Source organism: Thermus thalpophilus, from assembly GCF_022760915.1.
In the GTDB taxonomy this organism is placed as follows: domain Bacteria; phylum Deinococcota; class Deinococci; order Deinococcales; family Thermaceae; genus Thermus; species Thermus thalpophilus.
Genome location: NZ_JAKTNS010000009.1, coordinates 43,602 through 60,801 on the forward strand (window position 1 = coordinate 43,602; position 17,200 = coordinate 60,801).

Annotated in this window: 15 protein-coding genes; 10 read left to right on the forward strand and 5 right to left on the reverse strand. The window is 66.8% G+C overall.

Features of this window, described 5'->3' with window-relative positions:
* The first annotated feature begins 15 nt into the window (after window positions 1-15).
* The 4 genes from L0D17_RS04915 to L0D17_RS04930 are packed head-to-tail and all read left to right on the forward strand — an operon-like array spanning window position 16 to window position 3,954.
* On the forward strand, window positions 16-2,487 hold the full coding sequence (locus L0D17_RS04915; protein WP_243094160.1) for a CBS domain-containing protein: 2,472 nt from the start codon (window positions 16-18) through the stop codon (window positions 2,485-2,487).
* Window positions 2,465-3,070: a zinc metalloprotease gene (locus tag L0D17_RS04920; RefSeq protein ID WP_243094162.1), complete on the forward strand. Its 606-nt coding sequence runs from the start codon at window positions 2,465-2,467 to the stop codon at window positions 3,068-3,070. The genes L0D17_RS04915 and L0D17_RS04920 overlap by 23 nt, the downstream gene beginning before the upstream one ends.
* Window positions 3,067-3,726, forward strand: coding sequence for a site-2 protease family protein (locus tag L0D17_RS04925; protein WP_243094164.1), 660 nt, complete (start codon window positions 3,067-3,069; stop codon window positions 3,724-3,726). The genes L0D17_RS04920 and L0D17_RS04925 overlap by 4 nt, the downstream gene beginning before the upstream one ends.
* Window positions 3,727-3,735: 9 nt before the next feature.
* On the forward strand, window positions 3,736-3,954 hold the full coding sequence (locus tag L0D17_RS04930) for a hypothetical protein (protein WP_243094166.1): 219 nt from the start codon (window positions 3,736-3,738) through the stop codon (window positions 3,952-3,954).
* Here L0D17_RS04930 and nfo read toward each other — a convergent pair.
* Genes nfo through ileS form a run of 5 tightly spaced genes read right to left on the reverse strand, consistent with a single transcriptional unit; the run spans window position 3,922 to window position 9,975 of the window.
* Entirely contained in the window at window positions 3,922-4,749 is an 828-nt protein-coding gene (nfo, locus tag L0D17_RS04935) for an endonuclease IV (protein ID WP_243094167.1), read from the reverse strand. The two genes, L0D17_RS04930 and nfo, sit on opposite strands and share 33 nt — an antisense overlap.
* The gene (locus L0D17_RS04940) at window positions 4,746-5,234 is read right to left on the reverse strand and encodes a septal ring lytic transglycosylase RlpA family protein (RefSeq protein ID WP_243094169.1); all 489 of its coding nucleotides are present in this window, start codon (window positions 5,232-5,234) and stop codon (window positions 4,746-4,748) included. The genes nfo and L0D17_RS04940 overlap by 4 nt, the downstream gene beginning before the upstream one ends.
* A complete protein-coding gene (locus L0D17_RS04945) occupies window positions 5,235-6,272 on the reverse strand; it encodes a M24 family metallopeptidase (RefSeq protein ID WP_243094170.1) in 1,038 nt (345 codons plus the stop codon). It lies immediately after the preceding gene.
* A gap of 12 nt (window positions 6,273-6,284) precedes the next feature.
* Window positions 6,285-6,839, reverse strand: coding sequence for a Uma2 family endonuclease (locus L0D17_RS04950; RefSeq protein WP_243094173.1), 555 nt, complete (start codon window positions 6,837-6,839; stop codon window positions 6,285-6,287).
* Window positions 6,840-6,843: 4 nt separating this feature from the next.
* Window positions 6,844-9,975, reverse strand: coding sequence for an isoleucine--tRNA ligase (ileS, locus tag L0D17_RS04955; protein ID WP_243094174.1), 3,132 nt, complete (start codon window positions 9,973-9,975; stop codon window positions 6,844-6,846).
* 409 nt (window positions 9,976-10,384) lie between these two features.
* On the opposite strand from ileS, the gene fsa reads away from it, so the two are divergent.
* The 6 genes from fsa (at window position 10,385) to L0D17_RS04985 (ending at window position 17,092) form a co-directional block, all read left to right on the forward strand.
* On the forward strand, window positions 10,385-11,056 hold the full coding sequence (gene fsa, locus L0D17_RS04960; RefSeq protein ID WP_243094176.1) for a fructose-6-phosphate aldolase: 672 nt from the start codon (window positions 10,385-10,387) through the stop codon (window positions 11,054-11,056).
* A complete protein-coding gene (rho, locus tag L0D17_RS04965; RefSeq protein WP_039458919.1) occupies window positions 11,053-12,333 on the forward strand; it encodes a transcription termination factor Rho in 1,281 nt (426 codons plus the stop codon). The genes fsa and rho overlap by 4 nt, the downstream gene beginning before the upstream one ends.
* A gap of 135 nt (window positions 12,334-12,468) precedes the next feature.
* A complete protein-coding gene (locus L0D17_RS04970) occupies window positions 12,469-13,650 on the forward strand; it encodes a peptidoglycan DD-metalloendopeptidase family protein (protein ID WP_423247949.1) in 1,182 nt (393 codons plus the stop codon).
* 94 nt (window positions 13,651-13,744) lie between these two features.
* Window positions 13,745-14,626 carry a pyridoxal 5'-phosphate synthase lyase subunit PdxS gene (gene pdxS / locus L0D17_RS04975; RefSeq protein WP_243094184.1) on the forward strand — a complete coding sequence of 294 codons (882 nt, stop codon included), beginning with the start codon at window positions 13,745-13,747 and terminating at the stop codon, window positions 14,624-14,626.
* A gap of 20 nt (window positions 14,627-14,646) precedes the next feature.
* A complete protein-coding gene (locus L0D17_RS04980; RefSeq protein WP_243094185.1) occupies window positions 14,647-15,006 on the forward strand; it encodes an ArsR/SmtB family transcription factor in 360 nt (119 codons plus the stop codon).
* Between the two features lie 31 nt (window positions 15,007-15,037).
* Window positions 15,038-17,092, forward strand: coding sequence for a heavy metal translocating P-type ATPase (locus L0D17_RS04985; protein ID WP_243094187.1), 2,055 nt, complete (start codon window positions 15,038-15,040; stop codon window positions 17,090-17,092).
* Window positions 17,093-17,200: the final 108 nt, after the last annotated feature.

A 17,200-nucleotide genomic window follows, 5' to 3' on the forward strand; every position in this document is an offset into this window, starting at 1 on the left:
AGTAATCTTAAAGGCGTGCGGGTGGTGGTGGCCCACGAGAACCTGGACTTTGACGCCCTGGGCTCCATGGTCCTGGCGGGGAAGCTTTTCCCGGGAAGCCTCCTCGCCTTGGTGGGGGGCCTCGAGGGTCCCCTGAAGGACCTCGCGCCCCTTCTGGAGGACCGCCTGGACCTGGTGCCCGCCGCCGAGATCTCCCTGGACAAGGTGTCCGAGGTGGTCCTGGTGGACAACGCCCGCCCCGAGCGCATTGGGCCATTCAAGGCCTTGGTGGGGAAGGTTCCCTTCCTGGTCTTTGACCACCACCCCAAGGCCCCGGGGGACGTGCCCGCCGTGGGGGGGAGGGTGCAGGCGGTGGGGGCCACGGTGAGCCTTCTCCTTCCCCTCCTTCTGGAGCGGGGGCTCAGCCTCACCCCCTTGGAGGCTACCTTGGCCTACGCCGGGGTGTGGGAGGACACTGGGGGGTTTAGCTTCCCGTCCACCACGGCCCTGGACCTGGAGGCGGGGCGGCTTCTTCTGGAGATCGGGGCGGAGGCCTGGCGGGTGAGGGAGTGGGTTAGGCCCCACCTCTCCGAGGAGGCCCGAAGCGTCTTAAAGGCCCTCCTTAGGAGCGCCCGGGTGGTGGAAAGGGAGGGCTTCCGCCTCCTCGTGGCGGAGGCCAAGGAGGAGGGGTACGTGCCCGCCCTGGCTCCCTTGGCCCACACCCTCTTGGACCTCCACGAGGCGGAAGGGGTGCTCCTGGTGCTCCGCCTAGGGAAGGAAACCCTCCTCATCGCCCGGAGCAAGGCCCGGCTGGACGTGGCTCGGTGGTTAGGAGAGGTGGGGGGCGGGGGGCATCCCCGGGCAGCCTTCGCCCGGGTGCGGGGGGTTAAGGGGGCGGTGCGGCGCCTCCTCCAAAGCCTTCCCCGGTACCTGGAGCCGGAGCCCACCCTGGGCGAGGCCATGACCGCCCCCGTGGAAACCCTAGCCCCCACCTCGGTGAGGGAGGCCCTCCGCCTTTTGGAGGAAAGGGGCTACGGGGCCATGCCCGTGGTGGTGCCCGGGGGGGAAGGGGTGAGGGTCTTGGGCTTAGCCCGGCGGCGGGACCTGAAGAAGGCGGAGCGGCTGGGCCTGGGGGACCACCCCGTGGAGGGGTTTTTGGCCCGGGCGGTGGTTCTCCCCCCAAGGACGCCCCTTTCCCAGGTGGAACAACACCTGAAGGAGGGCGGAGGGCGGGTACTTGTGGGCGAACGGGTGGGGGAAGGGTGGCAGCTTCTTGGCATCTTCACCCGCACGGACCTCTACCGGAGGCGGCCACTAGGGGAAAAGCCCGTGGGGGAGAGGGTTCTGGAGGCACTTCCCGAGGGGGCGAGGCGGGTCCTGGAGGCCTTGAAGGAAGCCTTTCCCCAGGGCCTCTACCTGGTGGGCGGGGCGGTGCGGGATGCCCTTTTGCTCCGCTCGGGGCCTGACATAGACCTGGTCCTGGAGCCGGAGGTCCGGGTGGAGGCGGTGGCCCGCTATTTGGTGGAGCGTTTTGGGGGTAGCTTTTCCCTCCACTACGCTTTTGGCACCGGGCGGGTGCGGCTTCCCTTCGGCCTGGTGGTGGATTTGGCTGAAAGCCGGGAGGAGGTCTATCCCTATCCCGGGGCGCTTCCCAAGGTCCGCCCGGCCCCCATCACCAAGGATCTGGAGCGGCGGGACTACACCGTGAACGCCATGGCCCTCTCCTTGGCCACCCGGGAGCTTTTGGACCCTTACGGGGGGCTAAAGGACCTCGAGGCCCGCCTCCTCCGCCCTCTCCACCCCCTTTCCTTTGTGGAGGACCCAAGCCGCATCGTTCGCGGGGCGCGCCTTGCGGCCCGGCTTTCCTTCCGCTTCGCCGAGGAGGCCTTAAAGGCCCTTCCCCCGGCCCTTCTCCCCGAGGTCTTGAAGACAGCGAGCCAAAGCCGCCTTAGGGACGAGCTCCTTCTGACCTTGGAGGAGGACACCTTTTACCAGGCCCTGGCCCTTTTGGAGGAGTTAGGCGCCCTAAGGCCCCTGTACGGCCTAAGCCTTCCCCCCAAGGAGCCCTTCGCCCAGCTCAAGCCCCCTGAGGGGCCCCACCCCGAGCGCCTTTTGGTGGAGGCGAGGCTTTTGGTCCTCCTCTTCTTTCAGGAAGACCCCCTGGCCCGGGCCCAGGCCCTCTGGCTTTCCCGGAAGCTCCGGGAGGGGCTCTCCCTTCTCCTCAGGGCGCAACGAAGGGAAGAGGTGGAGCGGGAAGCCCTGGCCAAAGAACCCGTGCGTAGTGCCTTCCTCGCCCTTTTTCCCGAGCGGGAAGCCTGGCTTCTGGAAAGACCCAGGACCCTTCGGGGCCGTGACCTTTTGGAGCTTGGCTTGAAGCCGGGGCCCAAGGTGGGGGAGATCCTCCGCCGGGTGGCGGAGGCCCGGGCCCGGGGCGAGGTAAAGACCTTTGAGGAGGAGCTTGAGCTTGCCCGTAAACTGGTGGGGGATGGGACTCTTTCCGCTCCTTAACGACCCGCCGGTTTTCGTTTTGGCCTTCCTCCTGGGGGCCTTGGGCCTCATGCTCCACAACCTCTTCCAGGCTTGGCTCGCCCACCGCTACGGGGAGGTGGCCCCCAGGCGCTACGGCTTTCTTTCCCTGGACCCCCGGGTTCACCTCGAGCCCTTGGGCCTGGTCCTCCTGGTCCTTTTGGGCTTCGGCTGGCCCCGCTTCGTGCCCACGGGGCTTCCCGGGCGGAAGGGAGCTTGGGTGGCCCTCATGGGACCCTTGGGCTTTTTTGTGGCCGCTTTCCTATACGGGCTTTTGGCCCGCTTCCTCCCGTACCCTTTTGGCGAGGGTTTCCTGGTGGGGGAACAGCTAATGCTCCTTCACGCCGCAATCTATCTTTTTCCCGTACCGCCCTTGGACGGGGCCAAGGCTCTTTACGCCGTGGGCGGGCCGGAGGCGCGGCGGTTTTTGGACCAGCTGGCTGGCTACGGGCCCCTGGGCTTTATCCTCGTCTTCTTAGTCCTCTCCTACACCGGGGTGACGGGCGCGGTGGTCCAGGGGCTTGGGGGCCTCCTGGGTACCCTCTACCGGGCGCTTGGCTTATGATTGCCCTGCTGGAGCAAGACCCCCTGGCCTTTTTCCTGGCCTTTTTTGCCCTCCTCCTAAGCCTCACCCTGCACGAGTGGGGGCACGCCTACGCCGCCTTCCGCTTTGGGGACCCCACGGCCGAACGCTTGGGCCGGCTCACCCTGAATCCCTTAAAGCACCTGGATCCCTGGGGCACCCTGCTCCTCCTTCTGGTGGGCTTTGGTTGGGCCAAACCGGTGCCCATAAACCCCGTGGCCTTTCGCGCTTACCGGTTCGGCCTTTTCGTGGTTTCGGTGGCGGGAATCGTCCTAAACCTTTGTCTCGCCGTGCTCTTTGCCCTCTTGGTGCGAGGGTTTTTTGCTCTAGACCCTTGGGCGGTGGCCCTGGCCTTCCGGGGGGAGGGGGGTGGGGTGGTGGGGGTCTTGGCGCTGGCTTCTTTTTACGCCAGCTCCATCAACCTGGTCCTGGCGGTCTTCAACCTCCTGCCCATCCCGCCTTTGGACGGGTCCAAGATCCTGCAAAGCCTCCTGCCCCTTTCCTGGCACCCGTTTCTTTGGCGGCTGGAGCAGTACGCCTGGCTTTCCTTTCTCCTCCTCCTCACCGTGCTTCGGGGACCGGTGCAGGAGGTCTTGCGCTGGGCACGGCGGGTGTTTTTCGGGTTTTTCTTCGGCTAAACTTCTCCCATGCGGGTCCTGAGCCTGGTCCTCGTGGTCTTGGCCTTGCTCCTCCTCTTTCCCGCCCTCCTGCCCCTTTTGGGTTGGCTCAACTGGATGGTCCTGCCCTTAGCCCTTCTGGGGGCGGGGCTTGGGGTGTTGAGCGGGGAGGAGCGGGCGTTCAAGCTGGGCCTTTTGGTGATGGGGGTTTCCGCTTTACGTCTCCTTTTGGGCGGGGGCCTCCTCTAGCCAGGCGCGGAGGACCTTAAGGTTCCAGGCGTCTTCTTCCGGGCTCCTTGGGGTTTCCAGGATAAAGAGGCGGCCTTCTAGCCGGGGGTCTAGGAAGACGCCCTTTAGCCCTTCGCCGATTTCCCCCTGAAGGAGGTGGGCGTGGTGGTCTATGTGGCGGCCTAAGCCCCCCACGGAGTCGTTCAGGTGGACCACGGGCACCCGGTCCAGGCCCACGGCCCGGTCCAAGGCGGTGAGGACGCCGGCGGGGTCTCCCTTCACGTCGTACCCAGCGGCGAAGGCGTGGCAGGTGTCCAGGCAGACCCCTAGGGGGGTGTCGGCGATGAGCCACGCTAGCTCCTCAAACTTCATCCCCACCTTCTCCCCGCCCCCGGCGGTGTTTTCTAGGAGGAGGGTGGGGCGGTCCTTGACCCCGGCCAGGCGGAGGGCTTTAAGCGCCCCTTCCTTCACCCGCTTGGGGTCCCCGGAGCCGGGGTGGACCACCACGTACTCCACCCCCAGGAGACGGGCCTTTTCCAGGTCGTCCGCCAGGCTCATCACGCTCTTTTCCCAAAGCTCTCCCTCAGCCCCTAGGTTCACCAGGTAGGAGGCGTGGATCACGGCGGGAAGGTCCGCCATCTCCCTCAGAGCTCGGAAGGCTTCCACCTCGCCGGGGGAGAGGGTGCGGGTTTTCCAGGACCTTGGGCTTTTGGCGAAGATCTGGAAGCAGGAGAGCCCCAGGGACATGGCCTCCTCCACCGTCCCCGCCACTCCCTTTTTCCCGGCGATGGAGAGGTGAAACCCGTAGCGCCTCATGGGAGCACCTCCAGCCGTACTCGGGTGGCGGAGAGCGCCCCGATGGCCTTGGCGGCGGCGTAGGAGAGGTCAATGATGTACCGGCCGCCGAAGGGGCCGCGGTCGTTGATGCGCACCACCACGCTCCGTCCGTTTTTGAGGTTGGTCACCCGCACCCGGGTGCCGAAGGGGAGGCTGGGGTGGGCGGCGGTGAGGGCGTGCATGTTGTAGACCTCGCCGCTCGCCGTGCGCTTGCCGTGGAAGCCGGGGCCGTACCAGACGGCGAGGCCCTCTTGCTGGAAGCGGTTGGAAGGGGCTTCCTTGGCGCTTACACGGAGCACCTGCCCGGGGCGGATGAGGTCGGAGGAGAGGCCGTTAAGCCGCTTGAGTTCCGCCACGCTGAGGCCGTGGGCCTTGGCGATGCGGAAGAGGGTGTCCCCCTTTTGCACGGTGTAGGTCTGGGCCAGGGCGGGGAGGAGGAGAAAGGCCAAGGGAAGTAGGCGCACCTAGACCTCCTGCCAGCCTCGAGGGTAGCGGGAAAGAAGCTCAATCCCGTCCTCGGTGATGAGGACGAGCTCCTCAATCCGCACGCCGCCCACCCCCGGGAGGTAAACCCCTGGCTCCACCGTGACCACCATGCCTGGCTCCAGGACCTCCTCGGTGTAAGGGGAAAGGGCGGGTCCCTCGTGCACGGCAAGCCCCACTCCGTGGCCCAAGGAGTGGACGAAGTAGCGGTCCAGGCCAAAGCGCCCAAGCTCCTCCCGGGCCAGGGCGTCTATTGCCTTGCCGGTGCGGCCAGGGCCTAAGGCTTCCAAGGCCCGCTCCAGGGCGGAAAGCACCGCCTGGAAGGCGCGCTTGAGCTCGCCCTCCACCCTGCCCAGGGCCACGGTGCGGGTCATGTCCGAGTGGTACCCCGCCACCTTGGCCCCAAGGTCCAGCGTGACGAGCTCCCCCGCCTCCAGGCGCTTTTCCGAGGCCCCGGCGTGGGGAAGGGCCCCCCGCACCCCCGAGGCCACGATGGGGGGGAAGGCCACGCCCTCGGCCCCCCGTCGCCTTAGGAAAAACTCCAGCTCCAAGGCCACCTCCCGCTCCTCCACCCCCGGCTTGAGGAGGGAGAGGGCGTGGGCCAGGGCTTCCTCCGCCAAGGCTTGGGCTCTCTGGATGGCGGCCACCTCTTCCGGCGTTTTCTTGAGCCTGAGGCGCTCCACCACCCCCTTGGTGGGCACCCATTCCGCTGGGGAGAGCTCCCGGAGGCGCTCCAAGGCGGCGTAGGGGAGGTGTTCCGCCTCAAAGCCCACCCGCCCCTTTAGGCCCTGGAGGAGGGCTTCCTTCTCCTCCCGCCGAAGGACCTTGGCGGGGATGCGGCTTTCCCGTTCCGCCTCGGGGTAGCGGGGGTCGGTGAGGAGGAAGGCCCCCTCCTCGGCGATGAGGACCTGGGCGTCTTCCGGGTGGGGGAAGCCGGAAAGGTAGCGGACGTTCTCCGGCCGGGTGATGTAGAGGGCGTCAAGCCCTAGGGGCGCTAGGAGGTTCCTGAGGTCCTGCACGGGGGTACTATATCACTCCCCCAAGCGCACGCCCTCGTAGAGGGCGGCCACCTCGAGGGTCACCGGGGGGCAGGAAAGGGTGAGAGCGTCCCCTGGCCCCAAGGCCAGGTAACGGAAACCCTCTCCTTCGCGCAAGTAAGCCTCCAGGGCCACCCGTTCCGTGTGGACCAGGAGGTAGGCGGTCAGGCTGGGAAGGCGAAGGTAGTGCCAAAGCTTTTTCCCTCGGTCCAGCGCCTCCGTACTCGGGGAAAGGATTTCCACCAAGAGGCAGGGGGCTTCCTCGTAGAGGGGGGAGGAGGAAGGGGCGCAGACCACCATGAGGTCGGGGTAGAAGACGGTGTCCTCGGCGACCTTTAGCCTGCGGTCTGCCGCGTAGGCCTCGCACCCCTGGGCCAGGGCGGACGGGGCAAGCCGGAGGAGGAGGCGGGTGAGGAGCTGGTTGTGGGCCCGCCCGGCCCCGGCCATGGCCCAGAGGGAGCCCTCCACCAGGTGGTGGCGCCAAGGACTTTCCTCTTCCAACCGGAGGTAGGCCTCGAGGTCCAGCCCTTTGCGGGCGGGCTCGCCCATGGCCTCAGTCTACCCGCTCCAGGCTAAAGCGCGCCCTACCCTCCTCGTCCGTCACCTCCGTGGTGTGCCCGGGGAAAAGCCCCTCGCCGAACTCCCGGGCCAAAACCTCTTCGGCGATCCAGGTCCCGTGGCGTTTCAAGGCCTCTTGGTAGGAGCCTTCCGCCTTGTAGCCCACGCGGATGCGGTCGGAAACCTTCAGGCCCATCTCCTTGCGGGCCTGTTGCAGGTGGCGGATGAGGTCGCGGGCGAGGCCTTCCAGGCGAAGCGCCTCGGTCACCTCCACCTTTAGCGCCGCCACGTACCCCTCCTTCTCCAGGGCCTCGTACCCTTGGGGGGCCTGGGCCTCGAGGAGGACCTCCTCGGGCAGGAGGGTGAGGGTTGCGCCCTCCACCTCGAGGGGGATGGCCTCGCCCTTGAGGGCCAGGGCGGCCACCCGATTTCCCTCCCGCTCCAGGGCTTCCCGGATCTTGGGGACGAGCCTGCCGTACTTGGGGCCCAGGGCCTTTAGGTTCGGGAGGACCCGGTGGGTAAGCACCTCCTCCCCCGGCTCCAGAACCCGCACCTCCTTGACGTTGAGCTCCTCGGCGATTTCCTCAGCGAAGTGCTTGAGGCCTTCCCGCTCCAAGGGGGTGGGGGCGGTGACGAGGAGGAGGGGAAGGGGCATGCGGGTCTTCACCCCGCTTCTCGCCCGGGCAGCGCGGGCGAGTTCCACCACCTTGAGGACCGCCCGCATCTTGGCCACGAGCTCCCGGTCCCAAAGGGCCTCCTCCACCTCGGGCCAGTCCGTGAGGTGAACGCTTTCTGGCGCCATGGGGTCCACGCTCCGCGCCAGGTTTTGCCAGAGCTCCTCGGCCAAATAAGGGGTGAAGGGGGCGGTGAGCTTGGCCACGGTGAGGAGGGCCTCGTACAAGGTGGCGTAGGCCGCTTCCCGGTCCAGGGCGTCCTCGTTCTTCCAGAAGCGGCGGCGGTTCCGGCGCACGTACCACTGGGAGAGGTCCTCCACCACGAAGTCCCGGATGGCGCGGCTGGAGGTGGTGGGGTCGTAGGCCTCGAGGGCCTCCGTCACCCGGTGCTTCAGTTCCTGGAGCCGAGCCAGAAGCCAGCGGTCCATCTCGGGACGGGCCTCGGGCGGGGGCGGGTTTGTGAGGTCCGGGCGGTCCAGGTTGGCGTAGGTGACAAAGAAGCTATACACGTTCCACAGGGTGAGGAAGTAGTCCCGCACCGTCTCCCGCACCAGGTTGGGGCCAAAGCGGCGGTCGGCCTCGGGCGGGGCGGAGACGTAGATGTACCACCTCAGGGCGTCGGCCCCGAACTCCCGGAGGATGTCCCAGGGGTCCACCACGTTCCCCTTGGACTTGGACATCTTCTGCCCCTTCTCGTCCAGGATGAGGCCGTGGCAGATCACGTTTTTAAAGGCGATGGAGCCGAAGAGCATGACCCCGAGTTGGTGGAGGGAGTTGAACCAGCCCCGGGTCTGGTCAATGCCCTCGGAGATGAAGTCGGCGGGGAAGCTTTCCTTGAACTCCTCCTCTCGCTCAAAGGGGTAGTGCAAGGAGGCGAAGGGCATGGCCCCGGAGTCGTACCAGACGTCAATCACGTAGGGCACCCGCCGCATGGTGCCCCCGCAGGCGCAAGCGAGCTCCACCCGGTCCACATAGGGCCGGTGGGGGTCAAAGGGCTCGGGAAGGGGGCCGGTGGCCCGCTTGCGGAGCTCGGCGAAGCTCCCGATGGCCTCCTCCTTGCCGCAGGCCTCGCAGACCCAGATGGGCAAGGGCGTGCCCCAGTAGCGGTTGCGGCTTAGGGCCCAGTCCACCAGGTTCCTGAGCCACTCCCCGTACCGCCCCTCCTTGATGTGGGGGGGAACCCAGTTAATCTCCTGGTTTTTCTTGAGGAGCTCCTCTTTGAAGCGGGTGTTTTGAATAAACCACGTTTCCGTGGCGTAGTACATGAGGGGAGTGGAGCAACGCCAGCAGTGGGGGTAGTTGTGCAGGTAGGGCTCCTCCTTGAAAAGAAGGCCCCGGGCTCTCAGGTCCTTGAGGATGGCCCGGTTGGCCTCGCGGAAGAAGAGGCCCTTGAAGGGTTCCACCAGGAGCTTCCCCTCCTCGTCCACGGTTTTCAAAAGGGGGAGGCCGTAGGCCCTGGCCGTCTCCAGGTCCTCGGCGCCGAAGGCGGGGGCCTGGTGGACGATGCCCGTGCCGTCTTCCCGGCTCACGTACTCCGCCAGGACCACGAAGTAGCCCCTTTCCACCCCTTGGGGGTAAGGGGGGGTGTAGGCCAGGCCCTCCAGCTCCTTGCCCAAGAAGGTTTTGAGGATGGGGGTTTCCTCCCCGAGGAGCTTCCGGCCCAGGCCTTCTTCCAGGATCAGGGCCTCCTCCCCCACCTGGAAGGCGGCGTAGGTGAACTCGGGGTGGACCGCTGCCGCCACGTTCCCGGGCAGGGTCCAGGGGGTGGTGGTCCAAACGAGGAGGCTCGCTTGGGATAGGCCAAGCCCGGCAGGTTCCTGCAAGGGCAGGCGCACGTAGATGGAGGGGTCTTGGATCTCCTTGTAGCCCAGGGCCACCTCGTGGGAGGAGAGGGGGGTGCCGCAGCGGGGGCAGTAGGGCACCACCTTGTGGTCCCGGTAGAGGAGCCCCCGGTCAAAGAGGTTTTTGAGGCTCCACCAGATGCTCTCAATGTAGGTGGGTTGGAGGGTGGCGTAAGCCCCCTTTAGGTCCACCCAGTAGGCGAGGCGCTCGGTGAAGGCCTCCCACTCCTTCTCGTAGGTGAAGACGGACTCCCGGCAGGCTTGGTTGAAGCGCTCAATGCCGTAGGCCTCAATCTCCCGCTTGCTCTTGAGGCCCAGCTTCTTTTCCACCTCCAGCTCCACGGGAAGCCCGTGGGTGTCCCAGCCCGCCCTACGGGGCACGTAGTAGCCCCGCATGGTCTTGTAGCGGGGGAAGAGGTCCTTGTAGCTTCGGGCCTGGGCGTGGCCCACGTGGGGCATGCCGTTGGCGGTGGGGGGGCCTTCGTAGACGGTGAAGCGGGGCCCGCCCTTGCGGTTTTCCACGCTCTTTTCAAAGATTTTCTCCCGCTTCCAGAAGGCCAGGATTTCCTCTTCCAGCACCGGAAAGTTCGGTTCGCCCACTTCCTTGAACATGCCCACCTCCCAACAAAACGCCCGCGCCCCAAGGCGCGGACGAAAGCGCTTAGGCTTCCGCGGTACCACCGCGCTTCCTGGGAGAAGCCTCCCAGGCCCTCGTTAGGGCGCGATCACGGGCGCCACCCGGCGGGCATTACTCGGGGATGCCCCCTTTCCTCCCGCGGCTCCGGGGTGATCTTCCCGCCTTCCCGCACCGCCGGGCTCCCACCCTCCCCGGCTCGCTTTGGGCTATTGGGAAGGGGTACTCTCCCCATCCTCGCCTTTACAACCTGTGCCCCCTGGGGTAAAATCCCCCGTTGGCGGCTAAGGCCATGCTAGCAGCCTTTCCCCTCCCTTGACAACGCCCCGAAGAGGTCTGCTAGACTCAGGCTAAGCCGGTCCTTTTCCCGCACACAAGGAGCGCGTCATGGAGCTTTACCTGGATACTGCCAATCTGGAGGAAATACGGGAGATCGCCGCTTGGGGGGTCCTCTCGGGGGTCACCACCAACCCCACCCTGGTGGCCAAGGAGTTCGCCGCCCGGGGGGAACGCCTGAGCGAGGAGGGCCTAGCGGAGCACCTGCGCGCGGTGGCCGAGGCCGCAGGGGGCCCGGTTTCCGCGGAGGTGACGGCCTTGGAGGCCGAGGCCATGGTGGCGGAGGGCAGGCGCCTGGCCGCCATCCACCCGAGCATCGTGGTGAAGCTTCCCACCACCGAGGAGGGCCTCAAGGCCTGCAAGCGCCTTTCCGCCGAGGGGATCCGGGTGAACATGACCCTCATCTTCTCCGCCAACCAGGCCCTTTTGGCAGCCAGGGCCGGGGCGGCCTACGTGAGCCCCTTCCTCGGCCGGGTGGACGACATCTCCTGGGACGGGGGGGAGCTTTTGCGGGAGATCGTGGAGATGATCCAGGTGCAGGACCTGCCCGTGAAGGTCATCGCCGCCTCCATCCGCCATCCCCGCCATGTGACGGAGGCCGCCCTTTTGGGGGCGGACATCGCCACCATGCCCCACGCCGTCTTCAAGCAGCTTCTGAAGCACCCCCTCACGGAAATCGGCCTGAAGCGCTTTATGGAGGATTGGGAGAAGGTTAAGCCATGAGGAGAAGAGCGGAAACCCCCGAAACCCCGCTTACCTACCAGGAGCTGGCCAGCAAGATCCTGCCCGAGCTGCACCTCCTGGCCCAGGAGGCGGGGATTGAGAACTACAAGCGCATGAAGAAGGACCAGCTGATCATGGCCCTCCTGGAGCGGCAGACCCAAGGGGAGGGCCTGCAGTTGGTCAAGGGCTACCTGGAGATCAGCCCCGACGGCTACGGCTTCTTGACGGAAAACCTGTACAACCTCGAGTCCCGGGTGGCCATCGTATCCGCCGGGCTCATCCGCCAGTACGCCCTAAGAAGCGGGGATTACATCGTGGGCCGGGTGCGGCCGCCCCGGGAGAACGAGCGCTACGGCACCCTGCTCAAGGTGGAGGCGGTGAACGACCTGGACCCCGAGGCCGCCAAGAACCGCCCCCGCTTTGACGAGCTCATCCCCCAGTTCCCCGACCGGCAGATCCGGCTGGAAACCACCCCAGACGAGCTTTCCACCCGGGTGATTGACCTCCTCGCCCCCATCGGCAGGGGCCAAAGGGGCCTCATCGTGGCCCCCCCCAAGGCGGGGAAGACCACCCTCCTCAAGAAGATCGCCAACGCCGTTCTCAAGAACGAGCCCGACATCAAGGTCATCGTCCTCCTCATTGACGAGCGCCCGGAGGAGGTCACGGACTTCCGGGAAAGCGTCCAGGGGGCCGAGGTCATCGCCAGCACCTTTGACGAGCCGCCCCAGAACCACATCCGCGTGGCGGAGTTCGTCCACGAGCGGGCCAAGCGCATCGTGGAGGAAGGGGGGCATGTGATGATCCTCCTGGACTCCATCACCCGCCTGGCCCGGGCCAACAACCTGGTGACCCCGCCCACGGGGCGGACGCTTTCGGGCGGTCTGGACTCCGCCGCCCTTTACTTCCCCAAGCGCTTCCTGGGGGCGGCGCGGAACATCCGGGGTGGGGGAAGCCTCACCATTTTGGCCACCGCCTTGGTGGAGACGGGAAGCCGGATGGACGACGTGATCTTTGAGGAGTTCAAGGGCACGGGCAACATGGAGCTCCACCTTTCCCGCCGCCTCGAGGAGCGCCGCATCTTCCCGGCCATAGACATCCTGAAGTCGGGGACGAGGCGGGAGGAGCTCCTTTTGGGCGAGGAGGTGGTGCACAAGATGTGGCTTTTGCGCAAGGTCCTGGCGGACATGGACCCCGCCGAGGCCATGGAGATGCTCCTCGCCCGCTTGGGCCGCACCAAGAGCAACAAGGAGTTCTTGGCCTCCCTGGCGGCCCGTTAGGCGGTTTTTCCTCTTGGGGGGCGGGTTTTCCCACCCCCCAAGACCTTTGCCCCTTGCGCTTTCGGGGATGGGGGTTGGTATAATCCCGGCCGAGGTTGGGGTTTGCGGGTTTTTGGGAGGTGCGTGTTGCGGGGAATATGGGTAGCTTGCTGTGTTCTTGCGGTTCCCGCCTTGGCCCTTTCCTTCAAGCCCCTCAGCCCCGTTCCTCTCCCCGAGGCCCAGGTGGAGGTGGGGCCTTCGGCGCGGAAGGGGTGGGTGGTTTACGAGGTGCGCCCTGGGGACACCTTGGCGGGCATCGCCAGCCGCTATGGGGTGGACCCCCGGCACATCCTGTGGTCCAGCGGGCTTCAGGACCATCGGCTCCAGGTGGGGGAAAGGCTTTTCATTCCCCTGGTGGCGGGGGAGGAGAGGCCCCCTAGGGTGCCCCCGGGGGTGGAGGCGTACCGGGTCCGCCCCGGGGACACCTTGGCGGGCATCGCCAGCCGCTATGGCGTGAGCGTTTTGGACCTGGTTTCCGCCAACCCTTCCCTGGAGAGCCTGGACCGCCTGGTGGCGGGGAGCGTGCTTTACGTACCCAGGGGGGCCAAAGGGCTCCTGCTCACCTTGGGCGAGGGGGAAACCCTCGTGGACCTGGCGAGCCGCTTTGGGCTTTCCCCGGTGAAGGTGGCCAAGGCCAACGGGGTGGAAAACCCGGCGGAGCTGAGGCCTGGGGACCTGGTCCTCCTGCCCGGCATCCAGGCCAAGACCACCTACCAGAACCTCCTGGCCAAGCAGGAGGCGGAGCGGCAAGCCCGCCTCGAGGCGGAGCGGCGCCGCCAGGAAGAGCTTAGGCGCCTGGTGGAGGAAAGGAGGAGGCAACAGGCCTTGGCCCAGGCCCAGGTGCGGCGGCAACAGGCCCAGGTGGCGAGGCCCCAGGTGCGCCGGGTGAGCTACCAGGAAGGGGGGATGCGCTGGCCCCTTTCGGGCTTCCGCATCACCACCTACTTCGGCCAGCGGGGGGCCTTCCAGCGCTACCACACGGGCATAGACCTGGCGGCTCCTTACGGCACCCCCATCGTGGCCGCCAAGAGCGGCCAGGTGGAGGTGGCGGGCTGGAGTTCCGTGGGCTACGGCTTCCACGTGATCTTGGACCACGGGGGCGGGGTGGAAACCCTTTATGCCCACATGTCCCGCATCGCCGTGCGGCCCGGGGAGTGGGTGGAGGCGGGGGAGGTCATCGGCTACGTGGGCTCCACGGGTTGGTCCACGGGGCCCCACCTGCACTTTGAGGTGCGGGTGGGCGGGGTGGCGCGCAACCCCTTGAGCTACCTGCCCTAAGGCAGGGCTTTCCGAGCCGGGGGCGTGGGGCCCCCGGCTTTGTGGCGAAGGTTGCTTGACCCCGCAGGCGGTAAGCTAGAGGATGGAGGGCGGGATGGAGAAGGGAACCTTCCAGATCAAGACGGGCTTCGCCGAGATGTTCAAGGGCGGGGTGATCATGGACGTGACCACCCCGGAGCAGGCGGTGATCGCCGAGGAGGCGGGGGCGGTGGCGGTGATGGCCTTAGAGCGGGTCCCCGCCGACATCCGCGCCCAGGGGGGCGTGGCCCGCATGTCCGACCCCAAGGTGATCAAGGAGATCATGGCCGCGGTGTCCATCCCCGTGATGGCCAAGGTGCGCATCGGGCACTTCGTGGAGGCGATGATCCTCGAGGCCATCGGGGTGGACTTCATTGACGAGTCCGAGGTCCTCACCCCCGCGGACGAGGAGCACCACATTGACAAGTGGAAGTTCAAGGTTCCCTTCGTGAACGGGGCCCGGGATTTGGGGGAGGCGCTTCGCCGCATCGCCGAGGGGGCGGCCATGATCCGCACCAAGGGGGAGGCGGGCACGGGCAACGTGGTGGAGGCGGTGCGCCACGCCCGCACCATGTGGAAGCAGATCCGCCACGTCCAAGCCCTGCGGGAGGACGAGCTCATGGCTTACGCCAAAGAGATCGGGGCTCCCTATGAGCTCGTCAAGTGGGTCCATGACCACGGCCGGCTTCCCGTGGTGAACTTCGCCGCGGGCGGCATCGCCACCCCCGCCGACGCCGCGCTCATGATGCACCTGGGGATGGATGGGGTCTTCGTGGGGAGCGGCATCTTCAAGTCCGGGGACCCCAAGAAGCGGGCCCGGGCCATCGTGCGGGCGGTGACCCACTACAACGATCCTGAGGTGCTGGCCGAGGTTTCCGAGGACCTGGGCGAGCCCATGGTGGGCATCAACCTGGACCAGCTTAAGGAAGAGGAGCGCCTGGCCAAGCGAGGCTGGTAAGGGAAGCCTGGGGTAAGGCCATGGCCCGGGCGGTCTGTGGGGTTTACGAGATCCACCCTGAGCGGGTGGAGAAGGCGCGCGCGGCCTTGCCCGAGGAGGCGGTGCTGGGGAAAGCCGCCCTCCTCCTTAAGGCTTTGGCCGACCCTACCCGGATGCGCCTTCTTCTGGCTTTGAAGACGGCGGGGGAGCTTTGCGTGTGCGATCTAGCCCTCCTCGCTGGGGTTTCGGTTTCTGCGGTGAGCCATCAGCTCAGGCTTCTGCGCCAGGCCCGGCTGGTGGCCTTTCGCCGGGAGGGGAAGCAGGTCTATTACCGCCTGGCGGACCACCACGTGGAGAGGCTGCTGGAAGGAGCCCTGGAGCACGCATTGGAGAACACTTGAACAACTACTCAAGTGATGCTACCATGGGGGCATGGATGCTCACAGGGTTCGCGTGTTCCGGGTGGAGGGTTTGGACTGCGCCGACTGCGCCTTAAAGGTGGAGAAAGCCCTTTCCGAGGTGCCTGGAGTGGTGCAGGCCCAGGTCAGCTTTGCCAGCGGTAAGGCGTATCTGCACCTCGAGGTTCCCGGGGCGGAGAAGGAGGCGGAAAGGGTGGTTTCCGCCCTGGGCTACCGTTTGAAGCCTGAAGGGGACACGACCAGGGGTGTTTTGGGACCCTGGCGCTGGGCCTTGGCTTCCGGAGGGCTTCTCCTGGCGGCCTTTTTGGCTTCGCTCTTCCTCCCCGGCCTAGCCCCTTGGGGCTATCGGCTGGCGGCCTTGGTGGGGGTTTTCCCCCTGGCTCGTCGTGCGGTGGCTACGTTCCGGCAAAACCCCTTTAGCATGCAGAGTCTGGTCACGGTGGCCACCCTTGGGGCCTTGGCCATCGGGGCGGAGGCCGAGGCGGCGCTGGTGGTCTTCCTCTTCCTGGTGGGGGAGGTGCTGGAGGCTTATAGCGTGGCCCAGGCCCGCAGGTCCCTTTACGCCCTTTCCGAGCTTCTTCCCAGGCGGGCCTACCGCCTGAAGGAGGGTGGGGTGGAGGAGGTGCCCCTTAAGGCCTTGAGGGTGGGGGACCTGGTGAGGGTGCCCCCGGGGGAGCGGGTACCGGCCGACGGGGTGGTGGTGTCTGGACAGGCTTCCGTGGAGGAGGCCGCCTTCACCGGGGAGCCCTTGCCTAGGCCCAAGGGGATAGGGGACCGGGTTTACGGGGGCAGTCTGGTGCAGGAGGGGAGCTTGGTGGTAAAGGTGGAGCGCCTTCCCGAGGAGGGCTTCCTGGCGGAGATGGAACGCCTGGCGGAGGAGGCCTTGCTTAAGAAGAGCCAGGTGGAGCGGGTGGTGGATGCCTTTAGCCGCCGCTACACCCCGGCGGTCCTGGCCCTGGCAGGCTTCGTGGCCCTGGTCCTTCCCCTTTTCCGGGGGGATTTCCTGGGGCATGTCTACAAGGCCTTGGGCCTTATCCTCATCGCCTGTCCCTGCGCTCTGGTGGTGTCGGTGCCTGCGGCCATCGCCGCAGGGGTGGGCCGGGGAGCCAGGGCGGGGGTGCTCTTTAAGAGCGGGGCGGCCCTGGAGCGCTTGGCTGGGGTTCGCTACGTGGCTTTGGACAAGACGGGAACCCTGACCCTGGGAAAGCCCACGCTGGTGCGGGTGGTTACCTTTGGGGTTTCGGCGGAGGAGGCCTTGGCCCTGGCGAAGGGGGTGGCGGAGGGTTCCTCCCACCCCTTAGCCCGGGCGGTGCGGGAGGCTTCGGGCCCCAAGGCCTTGCCCTCGGAGGAGCATCGGGCGGTGCCGGGCCTCGGGGCCTTCGCTCGGGTGGAGGGGAAGGAGGTGGGTTTGGTGCGGCCCGAGGCCTGGGACCTGCCCCCGGAAGTAGAGGCCCAGGTGAAGGCCTTGGCGGAGGAAGGCTTCAGCCTTTCCCTCTTGGTTAGGGAGGGGGTTCCCTTGGCCCTCTTGGCCTTCCAGGATACCCCCCGCCTCGAGGCCCGGGAAGTCTTGGCCGAACTGCGCCGACTGGGCCTTAAGCCCCTCCTGCTTACCGGCGACCGGGAGACCTCTGCTTTGGCTTTGGGCACGGCCATAGGGCTTTTTCCTGAGGAAATCCGGGCTGGCCTTTCTCCCGTGGACAAGCTCCGCCTGGTGGAGGAGTTGGCAGGTAGGGGTGGCGTGGCCATGGTGGGGGATGGGGTGAACGACGCCCCAGCCCTGGCCAGGGCCACGGTAGGGCTTGCCGTGGCCGAGGGCACGGAAGCGGCCCTGCAGAGTGCAGACGTGGGGCTTCTGAGCCTTGCCGCCTTGCCCCGGGCCTTCCGGCTAAGCCGCCTGACCCTGGGCGTGGTCCGCCAGAACGTGGCCTTTGCGGTGGGGCTCAAGGGGCTTTTCCTCCTCACCACCCTCATGGGTTACACGGGGCTTTGGACCGCAGTGCTGGCGGACAGTGGAGCACTCGTGTTGGTGACGGCGAACAGCTTGCGCCTCCTGAGGAGCAGAGTATAGTTGACCCATGCCCAGGCGCAGGTATCCCAGGCTTCTGGAGCAGTTCCTTGCGAGTGAGGCCAAGGTGGGGGTGCCCTCCGCTTCCCTTCTGGCGGGGGGCTTCCCTTG

Bases quoted from the DNA above. Each gene is read 5' to 3' on its own strand.
- rho (WP_039458919.1), top strand. From the start codon at position 11,053: ATGAGGAGAAGAGCGGAAACCCCCGAAACCCCGCTTACCTACCAGGAG.
- L0D17_RS04985 (WP_243094187.1), top strand. From the start codon at position 15,038: ATGGATGCTCACAGGGTTCGCGTGTTCCGGGTGGAGGGTTTGGACTGC.
- nfo (WP_243094167.1), bottom strand. From the start codon at position 4,749: ATGAGGCGCTACGGGTTTCACCTCTCCATCGCCGGGAAAAAGGGAGTG.
- L0D17_RS04950 (WP_243094173.1), bottom strand. From the start codon at position 6,839: ATGGGCGAGCCCGCCCGCAAAGGGCTGGACCTCGAGGCCTACCTCCGG.
- L0D17_RS04930 (WP_243094166.1), top strand. From the start codon at position 3,736: ATGCGGGTCCTGAGCCTGGTCCTCGTGGTCTTGGCCTTGCTCCTCCTC.
- pdxS (WP_243094184.1), top strand. From the start codon at position 13,745: ATGGAGAAGGGAACCTTCCAGATCAAGACGGGCTTCGCCGAGATGTTC.
- fsa (WP_243094176.1), top strand. From the start codon at position 10,385: ATGGAGCTTTACCTGGATACTGCCAATCTGGAGGAAATACGGGAGATC.
- L0D17_RS04925 (WP_243094164.1), top strand. From the start codon at position 3,067: ATGATTGCCCTGCTGGAGCAAGACCCCCTGGCCTTTTTCCTGGCCTTT.
- ileS (WP_243094174.1), bottom strand. From the start codon at position 9,975: ATGTTCAAGGAAGTGGGCGAACCGAACTTTCCGGTGCTGGAAGAGGAA.
- L0D17_RS04980 (WP_243094185.1), top strand. From the start codon at position 14,647: ATGGCCCGGGCGGTCTGTGGGGTTTACGAGATCCACCCTGAGCGGGTG.
- L0D17_RS04920 (WP_243094162.1), top strand. From the start codon at position 2,465: ATGGGACTCTTTCCGCTCCTTAACGACCCGCCGGTTTTCGTTTTGGCC.